We start from the raw sequence: 17,792 nt of genomic DNA on the forward strand, positions 1-17,792 counted from the left end.
CTGCGGCAGCATAAACGAAATGCCTATCGAAAACAATTCGGCCACAACGAAAGCGAAAACGAAAGATATCGCGACGGGAACGCTCAGCCGACCCGCGCGTGGTCCGCGAGATAATCGAGGAACACGCGCACCCGGGCTGGCAGTTGTGCGCCCTGGCCGATGAAGACGGCATGGATCGTTTCGGTATCGCCGGGATTCATGTCGGCCAGCACCTCGACGAGCCGGCCGGCGGCGAGGTCCGGCCCGATGTGGAAATGCGACAGACGGGCAAGGCCCGCCCCGGCGAGCGCGAGCCGGCGCGCGCTCTCGCCGTCGCCGACGAGGACATTGCCCACGGGCGGCACGGTGACGGTCGCGCCTGAAGCGTCGCGAAAAGGCCAGCGGGCGACGAGGCGGGTGAAGTTGAAGGCGATGCGGTTGTGCCTTTCGAGCTCCTCGAGCGTCGCCGGCGCGCCGTGGCGGGCGAGATAGTCCGGCGAGGCGACGACGGCCATGCGGCTCTCGCCGAGCTTGCGGGCGATGAGGGGCGAGGCGCGCATGGGCCCGACGCGGATGGCGACGTCGGCGCGCTCGTCGATGAGGTCGATGACCATGTCGGTCGCGACGATGTCGAGGGTGATCTCGGGATAGAGCGTGAGGAAGCCGGGCACAAGCGGCATCAGCCAGTGCAGCCCGAAGGGCACGTTGCTGTTGACGCGCACCCGCCCGCGCGGCACGGCGCCCGCCGCCACCTCGCGCTCGGCTTCCGCGATCGCGGCGAGGACGGCGCGGCAGCGGCCGTAGAACGCCTCGCCCTCGGGCGTGAGCCGCAGCTGGCGCGTGGAGCGGTGCACGAGCCGCGCGCCGAGCCGACCTTCGAGCCGCGCCACGAGCTTGCTGACCGCCGAGGGCGTCATGCCGATGCGGCGCGCCGCGGCCGAGAAGCTGCCGAGCTCGACGACGCGCGCGAAGACCTCCATCTCGCCGGAGCGGTTGATGTCGAGACGACTCATGACGCCGTTCTATCCCGTTCGATGTGAACTGAAGTCACAGATCCTGTGCCTTCCACCATGCTAGTTCACGCCGCCGGCCGGTTCCATCTCTCACCGCGAGCGGCCGGATGGTCGGACGAACAGGAGATGGACGATGGAATTCAGGCGGTTGGGAGCATCGGGGCTGAAGGTGCCGGTCCTGTCCTTCGGCGCGGGGACCTTTGCGGGCAAGGGGCCGCTCTTCGGCGCCTGGGGCAACACGGATGCCGACGAGGCGCGCCGTCTCCTCGACATCTGCCTCGAGGCCGGGCTCAACCTGTTCGACACGGCCGATGTCTATTCCGATGGCGCCTCGGAGGAAGTGCTGGGCGAGGCGATCCGCGGCCGGCGCGACAAGGTGCTGATCTCCACCAAGACGGCGCTGCCCATGGGCGAGGGGCCGAACGACGCCGGCTCCTCGCGCGCCCGGCTCGTGAAGGCGACCGAGGATGCGCTGCGCCGCCTCGGCACGGATTACATCGACCTCCTGCAGCTGCACGCCTTCGACGCCGGCACGCCCGTGGAGGAAGTGCTGGCGACGCTGGACGCGCTCGTGCGCGCCGGCAAGGTCCGCTATGTCGGCGTCTCCAACTTCGCCGGCTGGCAGCTCACGAAGTCCCTCGCCGCCGCCGAGCGGCACGGCTGGCCGCGCTACGTGGCGCACCAGGTCTATTACTCGCTCGTCGGCCGCGACTACGAGTGGGACCTGATGCCGCTTGCGCAGGACCAGGGCGTCGGCGCCCTCGTCTGGAGCCCGCTCGGCTGGGGCCGCCTGACCGGCAAGATCCGCCGCGGCGCGCCCGTGCCCGCCGGCAGCCGCCTCAACGAAACCGCTGATTTCGGCCCGCCGGTGCCGGAGGAGCGGCTCTACCGCGTCGTCGACGCGCTCGACGAGATCGCCGCCGAGACCGGCCGCACGGTGCCGCAGATCGCCCTCAACTGGCTCATCGCGCGCCCGACGGTGGCCTCCGTCATCATCGGCGCGCGCAACGAGGCGCAGCTGCGCGACAACCTCGGCGCCGTGGGCTGGCACCTCACTGCCGAGCAGATGGCGAAGCTCGACGCGGCGAGCCGCGTGACGCCGCCCTATCCGCATTTCCCCTATCACCGGCAGGAGGGTTTTGCGCGGCTCAACCCGCCGATGGTGTGAGGGCCGTTCCGCCCCGCGCCGCTGTGCAGGAGCGATGCGGCCGGCGATTGTGGTAAAGGACGGGCGGCGGCCCCCTCCCGGCCGTCGCCGCCTTGGAAAGCTTCGATGCCCGATAGACCCGCCGTGCTCTTCGTCTGCCTTGGCAACATCTGCCGCTCGCCGCTGGCGGAGGCGGCCATGCGGGCCGAGGCGTCGCGGGCGGGGCTCGACCTCCTCGTCGATTCGGCCGGCACGGAGCACTGGCACGTCGGCAAGGCGCCCGACAGGCGGGCGCAGGCCGTGGCCGCCCGCAACGGCATCGACATCAGCGGCTATCGCGCCCGGCAGGTGGTGCGCGAGGACTTTTTGCATTTCACCCATGTCGTGGCGCTCGACCACGACAATCTCGCCCGGCTCCTCGCGTTGCGCCCGGCAGGCGCAGGCGCCGAAGTGAGCCTGCTGCTCGACCACGTTCCCGGCCGCGCCGGCGAGGCGGTGGCTGATCCCTATTACGGCGAAGCGGCCGGCTTCGACACGACCTGGGCGGATGTAACGGCGGGCGCGCGGGGGCTCGTGGCGCGGCTGTCGGGAGTTTTGTGAGGCGGGCGGAAACGGCCGTGCCGGGGGACGGACTCGTCAGCGGTCCGTTCGCGCCACGGATCGCAAGATGATGCCCGGCCGCGCGGGTCTCCACCTTGACATGCCGCTATTTATATAACATGATATATAACATGTTAAATAAAAACTCCTCCGAAGACACGCTACGCTCTCTTGGCCTGATGACGCTCGGCAGCCGGTTGAAGCGGCTCGGCGAGCGGCTCCAGGCGGAGGTGCAGCCGATCCTAAGCGAGCTGGCGCCGCCGGTGGCCGCGGGCCAGCATCCGCTCCTGGCGGCGCTGTCGAAGCACAGCGCGCTGACCGTGGGCGAGCTCGCGGCGCTGCTCGGCGTCGCGCAGCCGGGGATCACCCGGGCTGTCGGGCAGCTCGCCGGGATCGGCCTCGTCGCGGTCACCACCGCGGCGGAAGACGGCCGCCGGCGGCTCGTCTCCCTCTCGCCGCACGGGGTGGCCTTCGTGGCTGCGGCGCGGGAGGGCGTCTGGCTCCGCGTCGAGAAGGCGGTGGCCGATCTTTGCGCGGGATTCGGCGACGAGCTTCTGGCGCATATCGGCAGCATCGAGGACGGGCTCGCGCGAAAGCCGCTGACGGCGCGTGCCGTGGAGGAGCGACAGGATGACCTCGCATGAGCTCGATCGCCCGGCCTGGGCTTCGCTGACCTCGCGGCACCGGGCCTTCGCCGACGGAGATGCGAAGGCGCGGCGGTATCGCCCTTCGATCGTGCCGTTCGCGGCAAGCGCCGACGACAGCCCGGAAAGCCTCGAAGCGCTCGGGACCCTGCTGGAGCCGGGCGACACGGCAGTCCTCCTGCAGGCCGGCGAGATCCGCCTGCCCGCGAGCCTTCGCGCGATCAGGCGCGCCGAAGGCGTCCAGATGCTGGCCGACGGCGGCCACGCGCCCTTCGAGGACGACAGGATTGCGCGGCTCACGCCGGCGGATGCCGAGGACATGCTGGCGCTCGCCGCGCTCACCGAGCCCGGCCCCTTCACCCTGCGCGCGCTCGACATCGGCCGCTTCTGGGGCGTGCGCGAGAACGGCCGGCTGGTCGCCATGGCCGGCGAGCGCATGGCCCAGCCGGGTCACGTCGAACTCAGCGGCGTCTGCACCCATCCCGAAGCGAGGGGCCGCGGCCTCGCCCGCCTGCTGTCGCGCTACGTGGCGGGACGGATCGCGGAAAGTGGAGACCGGCCCTACCTGCACGCCTTCGCCAGCAACACGGCCGCCATCCGCCTCTACGCATCGATCGGCTTCACCTTGCGCACGACGATGCAGGTCGCGGTGATTGAGCGCGTGGATGATTGACGCGGCGCGCTGTCGGTGTGTGAGGCGGCTCGCGATGCGTCTGCCGTCAATCAAAAAGTCCGGGCTGATCGGGGTCGGGCGGGTTGTCGGGGCGATAGTCCGGCGATGATCGTGGTGACGGCTCTGCCAATTTCTCAAGCGCTCTGAAGTAGCCTTCAGCGAAACACTCCAGCATTTCGATCTTGCGGCGCATATCGACGCGAGGGATATCTCTAGCGTCGATAACGTGAAGCTCTCGTGGTTGTTTTGGTCCCGGGCAGCTGAAATCTAGAATTTCAAATCGCGCGTCCTCAAGGTCAGGATCCTGCATCAGGATTTCGTCGACAAGTGTTACAAAGAGCGAAAGTCGCTCACCTGCAAGGGGGTTCTGCCGCCAAAAGCTGAACCAAGGGAAATAAAGTTGACCTCCTACACCGTAAATCATTGGTGGATCGAAGGGTATCATCAACCCGCGTCCAACCGGATAATAACGTCTATCAACACTTTGATAGAAGCGGGGGGAAACATTGGAAAAATGATCGCGAATTAGTGGAAGAACTTCAAGAAGGTTCTGTCGAACACTTTCGCGCGGTAGCTTCTGAATGCCTCGAAATACCTCGTCATAAGGAGCATTCAGCAGAAGCATGTCTCGAGTGGCTAAATAGAGCGGCTTGTAATTGAACTGAGGCGGATTGCGCGCCAGCTGAACAAGTGCTCTGGCTATAACGTTGGGATCGCCGCGCCAGTTTCGTGCAAGATGTTGGACCGAAGGTATGCGCAAATCTGCCATGCAGCACCTGCCTATTGAACGGAGAAAGGACACCTCACCTTCGAGTAAAACTCTTGTATCTTGAAATTATCAATCTTCATGCCTGGATTCACAATTCCCCCATGATTCCAAGCTGCATGCCACGGACCTCCTTTCGCGTGACTTAATGTCACTAGTTCACCTGCTGGCAGCCTAGAGTAGAATCCAACGACCTCGCTTAGCAACGACTCGGTCTGAATGTCGAAATTATACCGCACAATGCGGCGTTGGCCATCAGCCGGATCAATTCGTGTGGCGCGCCCGACAATTGGCAGGTGATCGTAGGATTTAAACTCGTGATAGAGGTAGGGGAGGACAGGGCCATATTCCCAAGCTTCGAACCCATGTCGCACTAGGGGGCGGTCAAGTTCAATAAGCGACCACACGTGGCAAAAATATACGATCTTCTGAAGAGCGAGATTAGTCACCGGTCGACTGTTCCCTTCACAGAAGTCGAGCGTGAAGTTCGCTATGGCGCGTCCATCGTAGCCGTCAATCATGACTCGTTCCCCATCTGTTCTTATCGTCAATCGAGCCAACGAGCAATCCGTTGCGGTCAGCGGATCCAAGGGAATCGTAATAGCTGGAAGGCAGCTCGCATAACGTAAACAGCGGCTCGGCTTCTCCCAAGCCCGCTGCCGATAACTAAATTCTCGAAAGCGAACATCCGCAAGCAAGAAATGGCGCGCCCGAAAGGATTCGAACCTCTGACCCCCAGATTCGTAGTCTGGTGCTCTATCCAGCTGAGCTACGGGCGCAACCAGTGCCGGCTTCACGCGAAGTGTCCGGCGACGAGGCCGTTCAATTAAAGCCTCGCGGGCGGCTTGGCAAGCCCTGCCGTGCGATAATCCTCTGCGTTGTCCACCGGTCGGCCGGCCGGCCGTTCGAAGGCGCGGCTGAGCTGGACGAAACTCGACGTGGCGGGTCCGGCACGCGGCCGCGCGGCCTGCAGGCCCCCCGCTCAGGCGCCGTTGCCGTTCGTGCGGTCCGGCAGGTGGATGCGGAAGGCGGCGCCGGGGCCCTCCTCCTCCAGCACGATGTGGCCGCCGTGCAGGGCGACGAGCTCGGCCGTGATGGCGAGGCCGAGGCCGACGCCGCCGCGCCGGCTCGTGCCCTGGAAGGCCTCGAACAGGTGCTCGCGCGCCTTTGCCGGCACGCCGGGGCCGTTGTCGGCGACGCGGATCACGGTGGAGCGGCCGTCGCGCCGGGCGGCGATGGTGAGGGTCGGCACGGAGGGGCCGGCGCCCGCCTGCGCCAGGGCCTGCACCGCGTTGCGGCCGAGGTTGATGAGGATGCGCGAGAGCTGGTCCGGGTCGGCGTCGACGGTGATGTCCTCGTCCATGTCGACGACGAAGGTGATGCCGTTGCCTGCGAGGTCGAGGAAATCGGCGAGGTCGCGCACCAGCGGCGCCAGCCTGACGACGCGCCGGCGCGGCTGCGGCTCGGCCGCGCGGCCGTAGGCGAGCGTCGCCTCGCAGAAGGCGATGGCGCGCCCCAGCGTCGCGATGAGCTTGGGCGCGACGCGCCGCACCGTCGGGTCCGACAACTGGCTCAGCCGGTCGGAGAGGAGCTGGGCCGAGGCGAGCAGGTTGCGCAGGTCGTGGTTCACCTTGCTCACGGCGAGGCCGAGGTTGGCGAGGTGCTTCTTCTGCAGGAGCTCGCGCGACAGCGTCTCCTGCATCAGGGCGAGCGCGCGCTCGACCTCGCCGATCTCGTCGCGCCGCTCCGAGGGGCGGATGACCCGCTCCGCATCCTCCGGGTTGTGCTCAAAGGCGGTGACATTGGCCGCGAGCCGGCGCACCGGGCGCACGATGATGAGGTGGAGCGCGAGATAGACGAGGAAGGCCGTGATGCCGGAGATGGCGAGCGACAGGATGAGGATGTTGCGCGAGAAGGTGAGCATTGCCACCCTGAGCGGCCGCTCGTCCATCACGATCTCGACGAAATCCGCCCCGCCCTTGCCGGCCCCGATGACGCGCACCGGTCCCTGGGCCGGAAAGACGAGCGTCTCGAAGGCATCGGCGATCAGCGTCGCCCAGTGGGTGTCGCGCAGGTCGATGACGCGGGCGACCTCGGGCGGCATCTCGGCGGTGGCGAGCAGGCGCCGCGCACCGCCGACGCGCACCGCCACGGCCCGGGCGCCGACGCCGGCGAGCAGCTTCTCCTCGAAGCCGGAGGGAACGCCGCCGGGTGGCACGGCTTCCAGCACCACACCCGCGACCTGCGCGGCGGCGAGCCGGTCGTTCAGCCAGTTGCGGCGGAAGTTGGCGACCGAGGGCACATAGATCAGCACTTCCGCCAGCATGACGAAGAGGCCGGTGAGCACGAGCAGGCGCGCCGACAGGCCGAAACGGACGGACCCGCGCGGGTCACCCGTCGGTGTGCGCTCGCTGTCGATGCTCTCGTCGGGCCTTGCGTCCATGACGCTCCGTCTTCGTCGCTCTGCCTCGTCCGCTCGCGCGCCGTTCAGCCGAAGCGCCGCAGGAAGCCGATGAGCCGCCTCACCATCGGCTTGGCGGCACTCGGCGTATAATATGACATGGCGACGCGCCGCGAGATTTCGGAGAGGGTGGGGTAGGGCACGGTGAGCCCGGCGAGGTCCCTGATCCGGAGATTGCGGGTCATGGCGAGCGTCCAGGGGGTGATGAGCTCGCCCGCACCAGGCGCGGCGATGCCGCAGCCGAGGATGCGCCCGCCGCGGCCGAGGATCACCTTGATCTCGCCCTCTGTCCGCCGCTCCGCCTGGGCCCGGTCGTTCTCGGCCACCGGCCAGCGCAGCACGGTGATGCGTCCGCCGTCCGCCCGCGCCTCCTCCTCCGTCATGCCGACCACGGCGAGTTCCGGATCAGTGAAGGTGACGCGCGGCATCGCCCGCATGTCGACGCGCGGCCTGAGGCGGAAGAGGGCGCTGCGGATCACGAGCCCCGCGTGGTAATTGGCGACATGGGTGAACTGCCGGCCGCCGCCGTCCGGCCTGGCGCAATCCCCGATGGCGTAGACGCGCCGGTTGCTGGTGCGAAGGTGCTGGTCCACGGCGATGCCGCGTTCGTCATGGGCGATGCCGGCCGCCTCGAGCTCGAGCCCATCGGTCGCGGGGCGCCGGCCGGTGGCGACGAGGAGGTGGCTCGCTTTCAGCTCCGTGCGGGTGCCCCGGTTCTCGACGACGAGGCGGATATCGCCATCCTCGCCCGCGACCTCGCTGACGGTGGCGTTCTCGCGGATGGCGACGCCGTCGCGGCGCAAGGCGGCGAGGACATGGGCGGCAAGCTCGGGATCCTCCCGGCCGAGGGCGCGTCCGGCCTCGATCACGGTGACCGGCGCGCCGAGGCGCCGGTGCGCCTGCGCCAGCTCGAGGCCGATGGTGCCGCCGCCGACGATGACGAGATGCTCGGGCCGCCGCGTCAGGTCGAAGGCCGTCTCGTTGGTGAGGAAGGGCACGCTGTCGAGGCCGGCGATGGCCGGCACGGCCGGACGCGAGCCGGTGGCGAGGACGAAGCGGCGCGGCTTCACGATGACGTTGCCCGCTTCCAGCGTGTCGCGGGCCACGAACCGGGCGCTGGCGCGCACCACGCGCACGCCGAGGGCGGTGAAACGCGCCGCCGAATCGTTCGGCGCGATGGCGCCGATGACCGAGTGCACATGCTCGCGCACGCGGGCGTAATTGACCTGCGGGTCGAGCGTGCCAAGGCCGAACGCGCCCGCCTGCCGGATGTCGTGGGCGCGCCTTGCCGCGGCGATCAGGGCCTTCGACGGCACGCAGCCGACGTTGAGGCAGTCGCCGCCCATCTCCCCGCGCTCGATGAGCACCACCGGCACGCCGAAGGCGGCGGCCGCCGCCGCGACCGACAGGCCGGCTGAGCCGGCGCCGACGATGCACAGGTCCGGACGCAAGGTTTCCGCCACGGCACACTCCCAGGTTGCTTCGGAACGAGGGTTACGGGACCGGGCCGTTGTCGTCGAGCCCCTTGTCGAGTCCTTTGTCGAGCCCTTGGAGGCGGCGCGCGAACAGCCGGCGCATCAGCGGCGGCAGGAGGGCGATGAAGCCGAGCGCGCCGAAGGCGATGAAGATGTGCTTGTTGATCAGCGTCTTCTTGTTCAGCGTCAGCGTGCACGCCTCGCGCGCCGCCGCGAGGCAGGCCTCGTAGGCCTCCTGCTGGGCCGCGACCGCGCCATCGAGCCCCGCGCCGGCGAAGGCGAAGGCGAAGGTGCCGGGTACGATGCCGACGATGGTCGTCAGCGCATAGGTGGCGAAGGGCACGCCGAAAAGGGCGGGGGCGATATTGACCAGCCAGAACGGAAAGACCGGCACGAGCCGCAGGAAGAGCATGTAGGCCACGGCGTCGCGGCGGAAGCCGGCGGCAAGCCGCTGCAAGAAGGGCCCGGCTTTTGCCGCCAGTACGTCGCCGAGCGAGGTGCGCGCCACGAGGAAGATGACGAGCGCGCCGCTCGTCGCCGCGACGAGGGCGGCGAGCCCGCCGATCAGCCAGCCGAACAGGAAGCCGCCGAAGATGGTGAGCACAAGCCCGCCGGGCAGCGAAAGGGCCACGACGAGTGCATAGCCGAGGACGTAGGCCACGAGCGCGGCGGCCAGGTTTCCGTCGACATAGTGCTTGAGCTCGACGCGCCGGGCGAGCAACTGGTCGAAGGACAGGTGCCGGTGCAGGCCGAACGCGAGCGCGAGCGCCGTGCCGGCGAGGATGATCGCGAGCGGCAGGAACCGCCGCGCGGGATGCCGCGCCCGGGGGCCGCGCTTCGTGCCCCGATCCCCGTCAGCCCTCATTGCCGGTTCCTTGCCTGCCTGCTTCTCTTGTCCTTGCCGGGCCCGCGGCGAACCACGGGTCAGCCCCCGGAGCAACTTGCCGGAAGATGGCAGGGCCGGCCAGCCCGGCATGGGACGCGTCACCGCCTCGTGATGTCTCGCCGACGACCTCCGTCGGGCCGGCCAATGCGACGTGCCCGTGCATTGACTTTCCCGCCTCCATCCGCCATAAGCCGCGCAGGTTGGGCGGCGCTCGTCGGGGCGCCGCTTGTCGTTCTGCGACGTCCCTCGTCGCCTTGCGGCAGCCAACGACAAAGAACAAGCAGCAGATGTGCCGCGTGACGGCACGCGGCGCCGGGCGGTCCCACCGGATCGACGGCGTCCACGATCGGAGATGAGGCCGTGAAGAGGACCTACCAACCGAGCAAGCTCGTGCGCAAGCGTCGCCACGGCTTCCGCGCGCGGATGGCGACGAAGGGCGGGCGCAAGGTGATCGCGGCGCGTCGCGCGCGCGGCCGCAAGCGTCTGTCGGCCTGAGGCCGCCCCGCGGCGATGCCATGCAGGGCGCTCCGGCAGCCGGACGGCGGCGCGGGCGCCTGCCCCGCCTGCGCAAGCGCGCCGAGTTCAAGGCGGCGGCGGGCGGCCGACGGTTTCACACGAGCCGCATGAGCGTCCAGGCCTTGCTGCGCGGCGCGCAGCCCCGCGGAGGCATCATTCCCGCGGGTCCGCGTTTCGGTCTCACGGTCACGAAGAAGACCGGAGGTGCCGTCGAGCGCAATCGCATCCGGCGGCGCCTGCGGGCCGCGCTCGGCGCACTCGCTCCGCGCTGGCCGCAGGCCGACATCGATTTCGTGGTGGTGGCCCGGCGCGACGCCTTGACGGCTCCCTTTCCGGCCCTTGTCGAGGATCTCGACCGGGCCCTTGCGACCCTGACAGAAAAGACCACATCCACAACGTTCGGCGCGAAGCGTGCCCGGGCGCAGTCGGCGTTGGCCGCGGCACCTTTTCCCGGAACTGAAACGGATCGTCCATGACCGGCGATAACAAGAACCTGCTCTTCGCCATCGTCCTGTCCGTCATCGTCCTGATCGGCTGGAATTATTTCTACGGCGTGCCGCAGATGGAGCAGCAGCGCCGCGAGGCGCAGCAGCAGAGCCTGCAGCAGGGCGAGGCCGGCTCTGCGGCGCCCGCACCCTCCGGGGCCGGGGGCACCGCCGCGCCGACGGCGGGGGCGGCGCCTGCGGCGGTCATGACGCGCGAGGCGGCGCTGGCCCAGGCACCCCGCGTCGCTATCGACACGCCGAAGATCGCCGGCTCGCTGTCTCTGCGCGGCGCCCGCATCGACGACATCTCGCTCAAGGCCTATCGCGAGACGGTAGATCCGCGCAGCCCCAACATCGTTCTGCTGTCGCCGGCCGGCAGCCCCCATCCCTATTACGCCGAGTTTGGCTGGGTGACCGGTGCGGGCACGGCCGTGAAGGTGCCCGACGCCAACACCATCTGGAGCGCGGACCGGGAGCGTCTGACGCCGTCCGAGCCTGTCACGCTCACCTTCGACAACGGCGAGGGCCTGATCTTCCGGCGCCAGATCGCCGTCGACGACAATGCGATGTTCACGGTCACGGATCGTGTCGAGAATACAAGCGGGCAGCCCGTCACGCTCCATCCCTTCGGTCTCGTGTCGCGCCACGGCGTGCCGACGACACAAGGCTTCTACATCTTGCACGAGGGGCTCATCGGCGTCCTTGGCGACGAGGGCCTGAAGGAGGTTTCCTACTCCGGCCTCGAGAAGGATCCCGTCCTTGCCGGCGACACGCGCGGCCAGGTCTACAAGGGCGTGACGGGCGGCTTCATCGGCATCACGGACAAGTATTGGGCGGCGGCCGTCGTCCCCAACCAGGACCAGCCCTATGACGGGCGCTTCTCGGTCTCGCCGGGGGCGCGTGGGCCACGCTTCCAGTCGGACATGCTGGGCGGCCCGCAGACGGTCGCGCCGGGCGCCACGACCGAGGTGACGACCCGCCTCTTCGCCGGCGCCAAGGAAGTCGCGGCCATCGACCATTATGAGCAGGCGCTCGGCATCAAGCGCTTCGACCTGCTCATCGACTGGGGCTGGTTCTACTTCATCACCAAGCCCCTGTTCAGGGTGATCGACTTCTTCTTCAAGCTGTTCGGCAATTTCGGCGTGGCGATCCTCCTCGTCACCGTCATCATCAAGGCCATCTTCTTCCCGCTCGCCAACCGCTCCTACGTGTCGATGGCGAAGATGAAGGCGGTGCAGCCGGAGATGATGGCGATCCGCGACCGCTATGCCGACGACAAGATGAAGCAGCAGCAGGCGCTGATGGAGCTCTACAAGAAGGAGAAGATCAATCCGCTCGCCGGCTGCTGGCCCATCCTCATCCAGATCCCGGTCTTCTTCGCGCTCTACAAGGTGCTCTTCGTCACCATCGAGATGCGCCACGCACCGTTCTTCGGCTGGATCCGGGACCTTGCCGCGCCGGATCCGACGACGGTCTTCAACCTCTTTGGCCTCATCCCGTGGGACCCCTCGCAGGTGCCGGTCATCGGCCACTTCCTGATGCTGGGCATCTGGCCGATCATCATGGGCCTGACGATGTTCGTGCAGATGAAGATGAACCCGGAGCCGACGGACCCCATCCAGAAGACGATGTTCGCCTGGATGCCGGTGATCTTCACCTTCATGCTGGCGTCGTTCCCGGCCGGGCTCGTCATCTACTGGTCGTGGAACAATCTGCTCTCGGTGCTGCAGCAGGGCTTCATCATGCGCAAGAACGGCGTCAAGATCGAGCTGTGGGGCAACCTGCGCAACACCTTCTCGCGGCGCGCCAAGGCCTGACCGGGACGAGTCGGCTTCATTTGCGGAAACGCGCCCGGCTTTGGCCGGGCGCAGTCCTTTGTTGCAGCGGCGACGGAGCGGGGGACCACCGTCAGCTGACGGGACGGGGACGCGGCAAAAATCACACGCAACCTCGCTCTCATCCGCGGCAACGACGTCGATGCCTTGCGGCGGGCGCGCTGACGGCCTAAGCCTCGGACGATGAACGAGGCAACCGACGACGCCACCGACCATGCCGAGATCGGCCGCAAGCTGTTTGCGGGCGAGGCCGGTTTCATCTGGGCGACCGCCTCCCTCGGCGGCCTGCCGCCCATGGAGGGGCTCGAGATCGCCTTCGCCGGCCGCTCCAACGTCGGCAAGTCGAGTCTCGTCAACGCGCTGACCGGCCGCAAGGCGCTGGCGCGCACCTCGAACACGCCCGGCCGCACGCAGGAGCTCAACTTCTTCCGCATCGGCCCGGAGGACGGGGCCCCGCGCCGGCTGACGCTCGTCGACATGCCGGGCTACGGCTATGCGGCCGTCGGCAAGGAGAAGGTCGCCGCCTGGACCGACCTCATTCACGCCTATCTGCGCGGGCGCGCCAATCTCGCCCGCGTCTATGTGCTCATCGACGCGCGCCACGGCATCAAACCGATCGACGCTGGCGTCCTCGATCTGCTCGACAAGGCGGCCGTCTCCTACCAGATCGTGCTCACCAAGGCCGACGCCCTGTCGCGTGCCGAGCTCGATAAACGGCTTGCGGCGACGGCGGCCGCGCTCGCCAAGCGCGCGGCGGCTTTCCCGGTCGTCCTGCCAACGTCGAGCCGCACCGGTGAGGGCATGACCGAATTGCGCGAGGCGGTGGCGCGGCTGATGGACGAACGCGGCGCGCTTTAGGGTGCCGTAAAGGCGGCGAGGGATCAAAAAGGGGGCGGCATGAGCGACCGGTTCTTTGTCTTCGTCGGCGGGCTCTTCGGCTTCTGGGGTGTCGCCGCGGCGGCCGCCGCGGCGCATATCGCCGGCACCGGCATGCTGGCGACGGCGGCGAGCATCCTCCTCGTCCATGCCGTGCTGCTCGTCGCCCTGCCGGCCGCGCTCAACGCCTGGGTGGCCCACCGGGGGCTGATGCGCGTCGGCGGCTGGCTGCTCGCCGCAGGCGTCCTACTTTTTACCGGTGACCTGACGCTGCGCGCTCTCGTCGATAGCGGCCTTTTCCCGATGGCCGCCCCGGCCGGCGGCATCCTCGTGATGCTCGGCTGGGCGGCGATCGGCACGTCGGGCCTCGTCTCGAGCCGCCTGTGAAGGCGTGCTCCCGTTTGCCATGAGGCGTCGGAGCGGGGGCGACAGCCGCCTCCCGCCCTGCTAAAAGACGGCCTCGCGAAGCACCCTCTTCCTCAACCTGCGCCGCGACACGACATGACCGACCTTCCCGATCTACCCGACGTGCACACCCAGGCCGAGACGCTGGTGCAGGCGCTGCCGCATATGCAGCGCTATGACCAGGAGATCGTGGTCATCAAGTACGGCGGCCATGCCATGGGCGACGCCGCGGCAGCGGAGGATTTCGCCGAGGATGTCGTGTTGCTCGAGCAGTCCGGTGTCAAGCCGATCGTCGTGCACGGCGGCGGCCCGCAGATCGGACGCATGCTGGAGAAGCTCGGCATCAAGTCCGAATTCGCGGCCGGCCTCAGGATCACGGACAAGGCCACCGTCGATATCGTCGAAATGGTGCTCGCCGGCGCCATCAACAAGCAGATCGTCGGCACGATCTCGGCTGAGGGCGGCAAGGCCATCGGCCTGTGCGGCAAGGACGGCAACATGGTCGTTGCCCGCAAGGTGACGCGCACGGTGGTCGATCCTGATTCGAACATCGAGAAGATCGTCGACCTTGGCTTCGTCGGCGAGCCCGAGAAGGTCGACCGCACCGTGCTCGACGCGGTGCTCAAGGCCGAGCTCATCCCGGTGCTCGCGCCCGTCGCCGTCGGCCACGACGGGGCGACCTACAACGTCAATGCTGATACCTTCGCCGGGGCTATCGCCGGGGCCATGCGCGCCAAGCGCCTCCTCCTGCTCACCGACGTGCCGGGCGTGCTCGACAAGGACAAGAACCTCCTGCCCGAGCTCACGGTGGAGGACTGCCGCCGCCTCATCGCCGACGGCACCATCACCGGCGGCATGATCCCCAAGGTCGAGACCTGCATCTATGCGCTGGAGCAGGGCGTCGAGGGGGTCGTCATCCTTGATGGCAAGGTGCCGCATTCCGTGCTGCTCGAGCTCTACACGGACCACGGCGCCGGCACGCTCATCCGCCGTTGACAGGCGGCGGCGACGGCCGGCGAAACGGGCGAGGCACGGCGGACCATGGCGACGGGCTATCTCTATCTCCTCATCGCCATCGTCGGTGAGGTCATCGCCACGTCGGCGCTGAAGGCGTCCGAGGGCTTCAGCAGGCCGTTGCCGTCCCTCGTCACCGTCGTCGGCTACGGCATCGCCTTCTACTGCCTGTCGCTGACGCTGCGCACGATCCCGGTCGGCATTGCCTATGCCATCTGGAGCGGCATCGGCATCGTGCTCATCTCGCTCGTTGGCCTCGTAGCCTTCCAGCAGACGCTCGATGTGCCGGCGCTCCTCGGCATCGGCCTCATCCTGGCCGGTGTCGTCGTCATCAACGTCTTCTCCTCCTCCGTGCCGCATTGAGGCCCCCGGCCCGTGAGCGCTTGCAATTGCTGCTCCGGCACCCCATCTCCTTCCTCCTTTCACGTGCGAGAGGGCGCAGATGAAGATGATCGACACGGGGCCGGTCGCAGGGGCGGACACGGCCCGCCGCGGCTTCTCGCATGTCGATACCTGGATCTTCGATCTCGACAACACGCTCTATCCGCACGAGGCGCAGCTGTGGCCGCAGGTCGACGAGCGCATCACGCTCTTCGTCTGCGACTTCTTCGGCATGGACGGCCTCTCGGCCCGCGCCCTGCAGAAGTACTATTACAACCGCTACGGCACGACCCTGCGCGGCCTCATGGAGGAGCAGGGCATCGACCCCCGCGACTTCCTCGCCTTCGCCCACAGCATCGATTATTCGCGGCTCGCGCCCGATCCTGCGCTCGCGACCGCCATCGGTGCCCTGCCGGGGCGCAAGCTCATCCTGACCAACGGCTCGCGCGGTCATGCCGAGGCGGTGGCGGAGCGGCTCGGCATCGGCGCGCATTTCGAGGATATCTTCGACATTGCCGATGCCGGCTTCGTGCCGAAGCCGGAGCCGGCGACCTATGCGAGCTTCCTCGACCGCCATGGCATCGAGGCCTCGCGCGCGGCGATGTTCGAGGACCTCGCCAAGAACCTCGCCGAGCCGCATCGGCTCGGCATGACGACTGTGCTCGTGCTGCCGAAGACGCCCGACCCCTTCCGCGAGCTGCACGAGCAGGAGGAGGTGATTGCCTCCCACATCGAATATACGACGCGCGACCTCTCCGGCTTCCTGGTGCGCAACACCGGCATCGGCCGGACCGACGCCGGCCCCTGATCAGGAGCGCCCGCGCCGGGCGAGGACGAGGCCGATCATGGCCATGGCGGCGAGGACGACGGCCATGTCGCGGAAGGTGCCGGCATAGCCCGCAGCGCCGATCCAGGGCTGGCTGACGAGCGGCGAGAGGAACTGCCCAAGGAAGATGCTGGCCGTGAGCCCCCCGGCCACCCGCCCGCGTAAGGCCGGCGGCGCCACGGTTAGCGCGGTGGCGCTGAGGTTGGGAATCACCAGCCCCATGCCGAAACCGGTGACAATGATTGCGGCGACCACGGCGACGTAACTTTCGGCCATCGCCACGAGGCCGTAGCCAGCCGCCATGAGACCGAAGCCCATCCCGAACATTGTCGTGCCCGACCAACTGCGGCGCAGTCGGCCGAAGCCGAAGGCGACGACTGCTTGGGCGAGCGTGAAGAGGCCGATGGCGAGGCCGGCCCGGCTCGGCGCCGCGTGGCCGAGCTCGCGCAGATGGAACGGCAGTTGCGTCGGCACGAGATAGAAGATGACGCTGTTCAGCACGGCGGCCGTCAGCAGCAGGGCGAGCGCCGCCGGAGAGCCGGCTGGCGCCTCGCCTGGCGCGGATCGGTTTGCAGCGCTGCGCGCCGGCTCGGCGATGAAGGCGATGACCGCAGGCATGAGCAGGAAGGCCATGCCATAGAGGGCGAAGGGTGCCCGCCAGTCGATCTCGGCGAGGAGCCCGCCGCCCGTGAGGCACAGGAGCCCGCCTCCGCCGATGGCGGCGGATTGCAGGCCCAGGAAGCGATCGCGCGCCGGACCGGCGAGATAATCGCCGACGAGCGCTGTCGCCGTCGTCATGATGATCGCCACGGCGACCCCGAGCAGCGCCCGGCTGAAAAGGATGGCGCCGAGCGAATCGAGCACCAGCCCGGACATGCCGGCGATACCGTAGAGGCCGATGGCGCTGATCAGGAACGGGCGGCGGCCCCAGCGGTCGATGAGGCTCCCGACAGGCAGGGCGACGAGCGCAATGGCGAGCGCCGGGATGGTGAGGACGAGCCGCGTCATCAGGGCCACCTGTTCCGTTCCGGCGAAATGTGCCTGCATGGCCGGCAGCGCTGGTGCGATGGTGGCGGCGGACATGATGGTGAGCACGCCCGTCGCGAGCAGTGTCGCGTTGCGGGCGCCGGCCCTGGGCCCGGCGGCGGCCGGAGCCGCCTCCCCGCCGGCGAACTCGCCCTGGCGCATCGGCCTCATGCGGCCACCTCGCTATAGGCCGAGGCCTGGCGCGCGTCGCGCAGGGCGCGGGCCCACCAGGCGAGCCGCGCGAGCAGCAGGGCCATGGCCTTGTAGGCGCCGTCCCCTTCCGGCAGCGACCCGTCCGGGCGGAAGCGCTCATGCGCCTGGGCGAAGGACACGCAGTCGCGGATCGTCGCTGTATGCAGCTCGCCGAAGACGAGCCGCAGTTGCTCGACGGCGCGTAGCCCGCCCGAGATGCCGCCGTAGGAGACGAAGGCGACGGGCTTGGCGTGCCATTCGTGACTGGCGCAGTCGATCATGAACTTGAGCGGCGCTGGATAGCCGCGGTTGTACTCCGGTGTCACCACGAGGAAGGCGTCAGCCGCTGCGATCGCCTGCCTGAGGCCGGCGACCGTCGGATCATCGCGGCTCGGGTGGCGCAGCGACAGGTCGAGCCCGGCCGGGTCGAGGCGTAGTAGGGAAAAGGCGCCGCTCTTGTCGACTTCCGCCGCCGCCCAGTCGGCGACGGTGTCGCACAGGCGCCCTTCGCGGTTGCTGCCGTAGATCATCGCGAGCCGGATGGGCAAGGTCATCGGCGTGGGTGCTCCATGGTTCGGCGTGCGCTGGCACG

Annotated in this window: 20 protein-coding genes and 1 tRNA gene; 12 read left to right on the plus strand and 9 right to left on the minus strand. The window is 68.3% G+C overall.

The features are described 5' to 3' along the window. Nucleotides 1-83 precede the first annotated feature (83 nt). Complete coding sequence (locus tag P2T65_RS07490; RefSeq protein ID WP_276199513.1) at nt 84-992, minus strand: LysR family transcriptional regulator; 909 nt, start codon at nt 990-992, stop codon at nt 84-86. Nucleotides 993-1,125: 133 nt separating this feature from the next. Here P2T65_RS07490 and P2T65_RS07495 point away from each other — a divergent pair, with 133 nt between their 5' ends. The 4 genes from P2T65_RS07495 to P2T65_RS07510 all read left to right on the plus strand — a co-directional run bounded on the left by P2T65_RS07495 (nt 1,126) and on the right by P2T65_RS07510 (nt 4,056). Continuing rightward, nucleotides 1,126-2,160: an aldo/keto reductase gene (locus tag P2T65_RS07495; protein WP_276199514.1), complete on the plus strand. Its 1,035-nt coding sequence runs from the start codon at nt 1,126-1,128 to the stop codon at nt 2,158-2,160. A gap of 105 nt (nt 2,161-2,265) precedes the next feature. Next, the gene (locus P2T65_RS07500) at nt 2,266-2,739 is read left to right on the plus strand and encodes a low molecular weight protein-tyrosine-phosphatase (protein WP_276199515.1); all 474 of its coding nucleotides are present in this window, start codon (nt 2,266-2,268) and stop codon (nt 2,737-2,739) included. A gap of 131 nt (nt 2,740-2,870) precedes the next feature. Then, a complete protein-coding gene (locus tag P2T65_RS07505; RefSeq protein ID WP_276199516.1) occupies nt 2,871-3,383 on the plus strand; it encodes a MarR family transcriptional regulator in 513 nt (170 codons plus the stop codon). Continuing rightward, nucleotides 3,370-4,056, plus strand: coding sequence for a GNAT family N-acetyltransferase (locus P2T65_RS07510; RefSeq protein ID WP_276199517.1), 687 nt, complete (start codon nt 3,370-3,372; stop codon nt 4,054-4,056). The genes P2T65_RS07505 and P2T65_RS07510 overlap by 14 nt, the downstream gene beginning before the upstream one ends. Nucleotides 4,057-4,102: 46 nt before the next feature. On the opposite strand, the gene P2T65_RS07515 is transcribed toward P2T65_RS07510, so the two are convergent. The 6 genes from P2T65_RS07515 to P2T65_RS07540 all read right to left on the minus strand — a co-directional run bounded on the left by P2T65_RS07515 (nt 4,103) and on the right by P2T65_RS07540 (nt 9,623). Further along, on the minus strand, nt 4,103-4,825 hold the full coding sequence (locus P2T65_RS07515) for a hypothetical protein (RefSeq protein WP_072249495.1): 723 nt from the start codon (nt 4,823-4,825) through the stop codon (nt 4,103-4,105). A gap of 11 nt (nt 4,826-4,836) precedes the next feature. Further along, nucleotides 4,837-5,343 (minus strand): type II toxin-antitoxin system antitoxin SocA domain-containing protein, encoded by a 507-nt coding sequence (locus P2T65_RS07520; protein WP_072249496.1) that lies wholly within the window; start codon nt 5,341-5,343, stop codon nt 4,837-4,839. 181 nt (nt 5,344-5,524) lie between these two features. After that, a tRNA-Arg gene (locus P2T65_RS07525) sits at nt 5,525-5,601 on the minus strand. 203 nt (nt 5,602-5,804) lie between these two features. Beyond that, complete coding sequence (locus P2T65_RS07530) at nt 5,805-7,265, minus strand: HAMP domain-containing sensor histidine kinase (RefSeq protein ID WP_082464819.1); 1,461 nt, start codon at nt 7,263-7,265, stop codon at nt 5,805-5,807. Nucleotides 7,266-7,309: 44 nt separating this feature from the next. Then, a complete protein-coding gene (locus tag P2T65_RS07535; RefSeq protein WP_276199518.1) occupies nt 7,310-8,746 on the minus strand; it encodes an FAD-dependent oxidoreductase in 1,437 nt (478 codons plus the stop codon). A gap of 31 nt (nt 8,747-8,777) precedes the next feature. After that, nucleotides 8,778-9,623, minus strand: a complete 846-nt coding sequence (locus P2T65_RS07540) for a TVP38/TMEM64 family protein (RefSeq protein WP_063186560.1) — start codon at nt 9,621-9,623, stop codon at nt 8,778-8,780. Nucleotides 9,624-10,004: 381 nt separating this feature from the next. On the opposite strand from P2T65_RS07540, the gene rpmH reads away from it, so the two are divergent. The 8 genes from rpmH (at nt 10,005) to P2T65_RS07580 (ending at nt 15,964) form a co-directional block, all read left to right on the plus strand. Next, complete coding sequence (gene rpmH / locus P2T65_RS07545; protein ID WP_055459595.1) at nt 10,005-10,139, plus strand: 50S ribosomal protein L34; 135 nt, start codon at nt 10,005-10,007, stop codon at nt 10,137-10,139. Between the two features lie 20 nt (nt 10,140-10,159). Continuing rightward, complete coding sequence (rnpA, locus tag P2T65_RS07550) at nt 10,160-10,636, plus strand: ribonuclease P protein component (protein ID WP_055459596.1); 477 nt, start codon at nt 10,160-10,162, stop codon at nt 10,634-10,636. Further along, nucleotides 10,633-12,462: a membrane protein insertase YidC gene (gene yidC, locus P2T65_RS07555; RefSeq protein WP_276199519.1), complete on the plus strand. Its 1,830-nt coding sequence runs from the start codon at nt 10,633-10,635 to the stop codon at nt 12,460-12,462. The genes rnpA and yidC overlap by 4 nt, the downstream gene beginning before the upstream one ends. Nucleotides 12,463-12,663: 201 nt before the next feature. Beyond that, complete coding sequence (gene yihA, locus P2T65_RS07560; protein ID WP_055459598.1) at nt 12,664-13,338, plus strand: ribosome biogenesis GTP-binding protein YihA/YsxC; 675 nt, start codon at nt 12,664-12,666, stop codon at nt 13,336-13,338. A gap of 39 nt (nt 13,339-13,377) precedes the next feature. Next, nucleotides 13,378-13,743: a DUF423 domain-containing protein gene (locus P2T65_RS07565; protein ID WP_055459599.1), complete on the plus strand. Its 366-nt coding sequence runs from the start codon at nt 13,378-13,380 to the stop codon at nt 13,741-13,743. A 114-nt stretch (nt 13,744-13,857) separates the two neighbouring features. Next, entirely contained in the window at nt 13,858-14,757 is a 900-nt protein-coding gene (argB, locus tag P2T65_RS07570) for an acetylglutamate kinase (RefSeq protein ID WP_055459600.1), read from the plus strand. A gap of 45 nt (nt 14,758-14,802) precedes the next feature. After that, the gene (locus tag P2T65_RS07575; protein WP_055459601.1) at nt 14,803-15,138 is read left to right on the plus strand and encodes a multidrug efflux SMR transporter; all 336 of its coding nucleotides are present in this window, start codon (nt 14,803-14,805) and stop codon (nt 15,136-15,138) included. Between the two features lie 79 nt (nt 15,139-15,217). Next, nucleotides 15,218-15,964, plus strand: a complete 747-nt coding sequence (locus P2T65_RS07580) for a pyrimidine 5'-nucleotidase (protein WP_186438013.1) — start codon at nt 15,218-15,220, stop codon at nt 15,962-15,964. Here P2T65_RS07580 and P2T65_RS07585 read toward each other — a convergent pair whose 3' ends face one another. Both P2T65_RS07585 and P2T65_RS07590 read right to left on the minus strand, forming a co-directional pair. Continuing rightward, nucleotides 15,965-17,179: an MFS transporter gene (locus tag P2T65_RS07585; RefSeq protein ID WP_276199520.1), complete on the minus strand. Its 1,215-nt coding sequence runs from the start codon at nt 17,177-17,179 to the stop codon at nt 15,965-15,967. Further along, nucleotides 17,176-17,754 (minus strand): NAD(P)H-dependent oxidoreductase, encoded by a 579-nt coding sequence (locus tag P2T65_RS07590; protein WP_055459603.1) that lies wholly within the window; start codon nt 17,752-17,754, stop codon nt 17,176-17,178. The genes P2T65_RS07585 and P2T65_RS07590 overlap by 4 nt, the downstream gene beginning before the upstream one ends. Nucleotides 17,755-17,792 lie beyond the last annotated feature (38 nt).

This window comes from Chelatococcus sp. XZ-Ab1 (genome assembly GCF_029309855.1).
GTDB classification, from domain to species: domain Bacteria; phylum Pseudomonadota; class Alphaproteobacteria; order Rhizobiales; family Beijerinckiaceae; genus Chelatococcus_A; species Chelatococcus_A sambhunathii.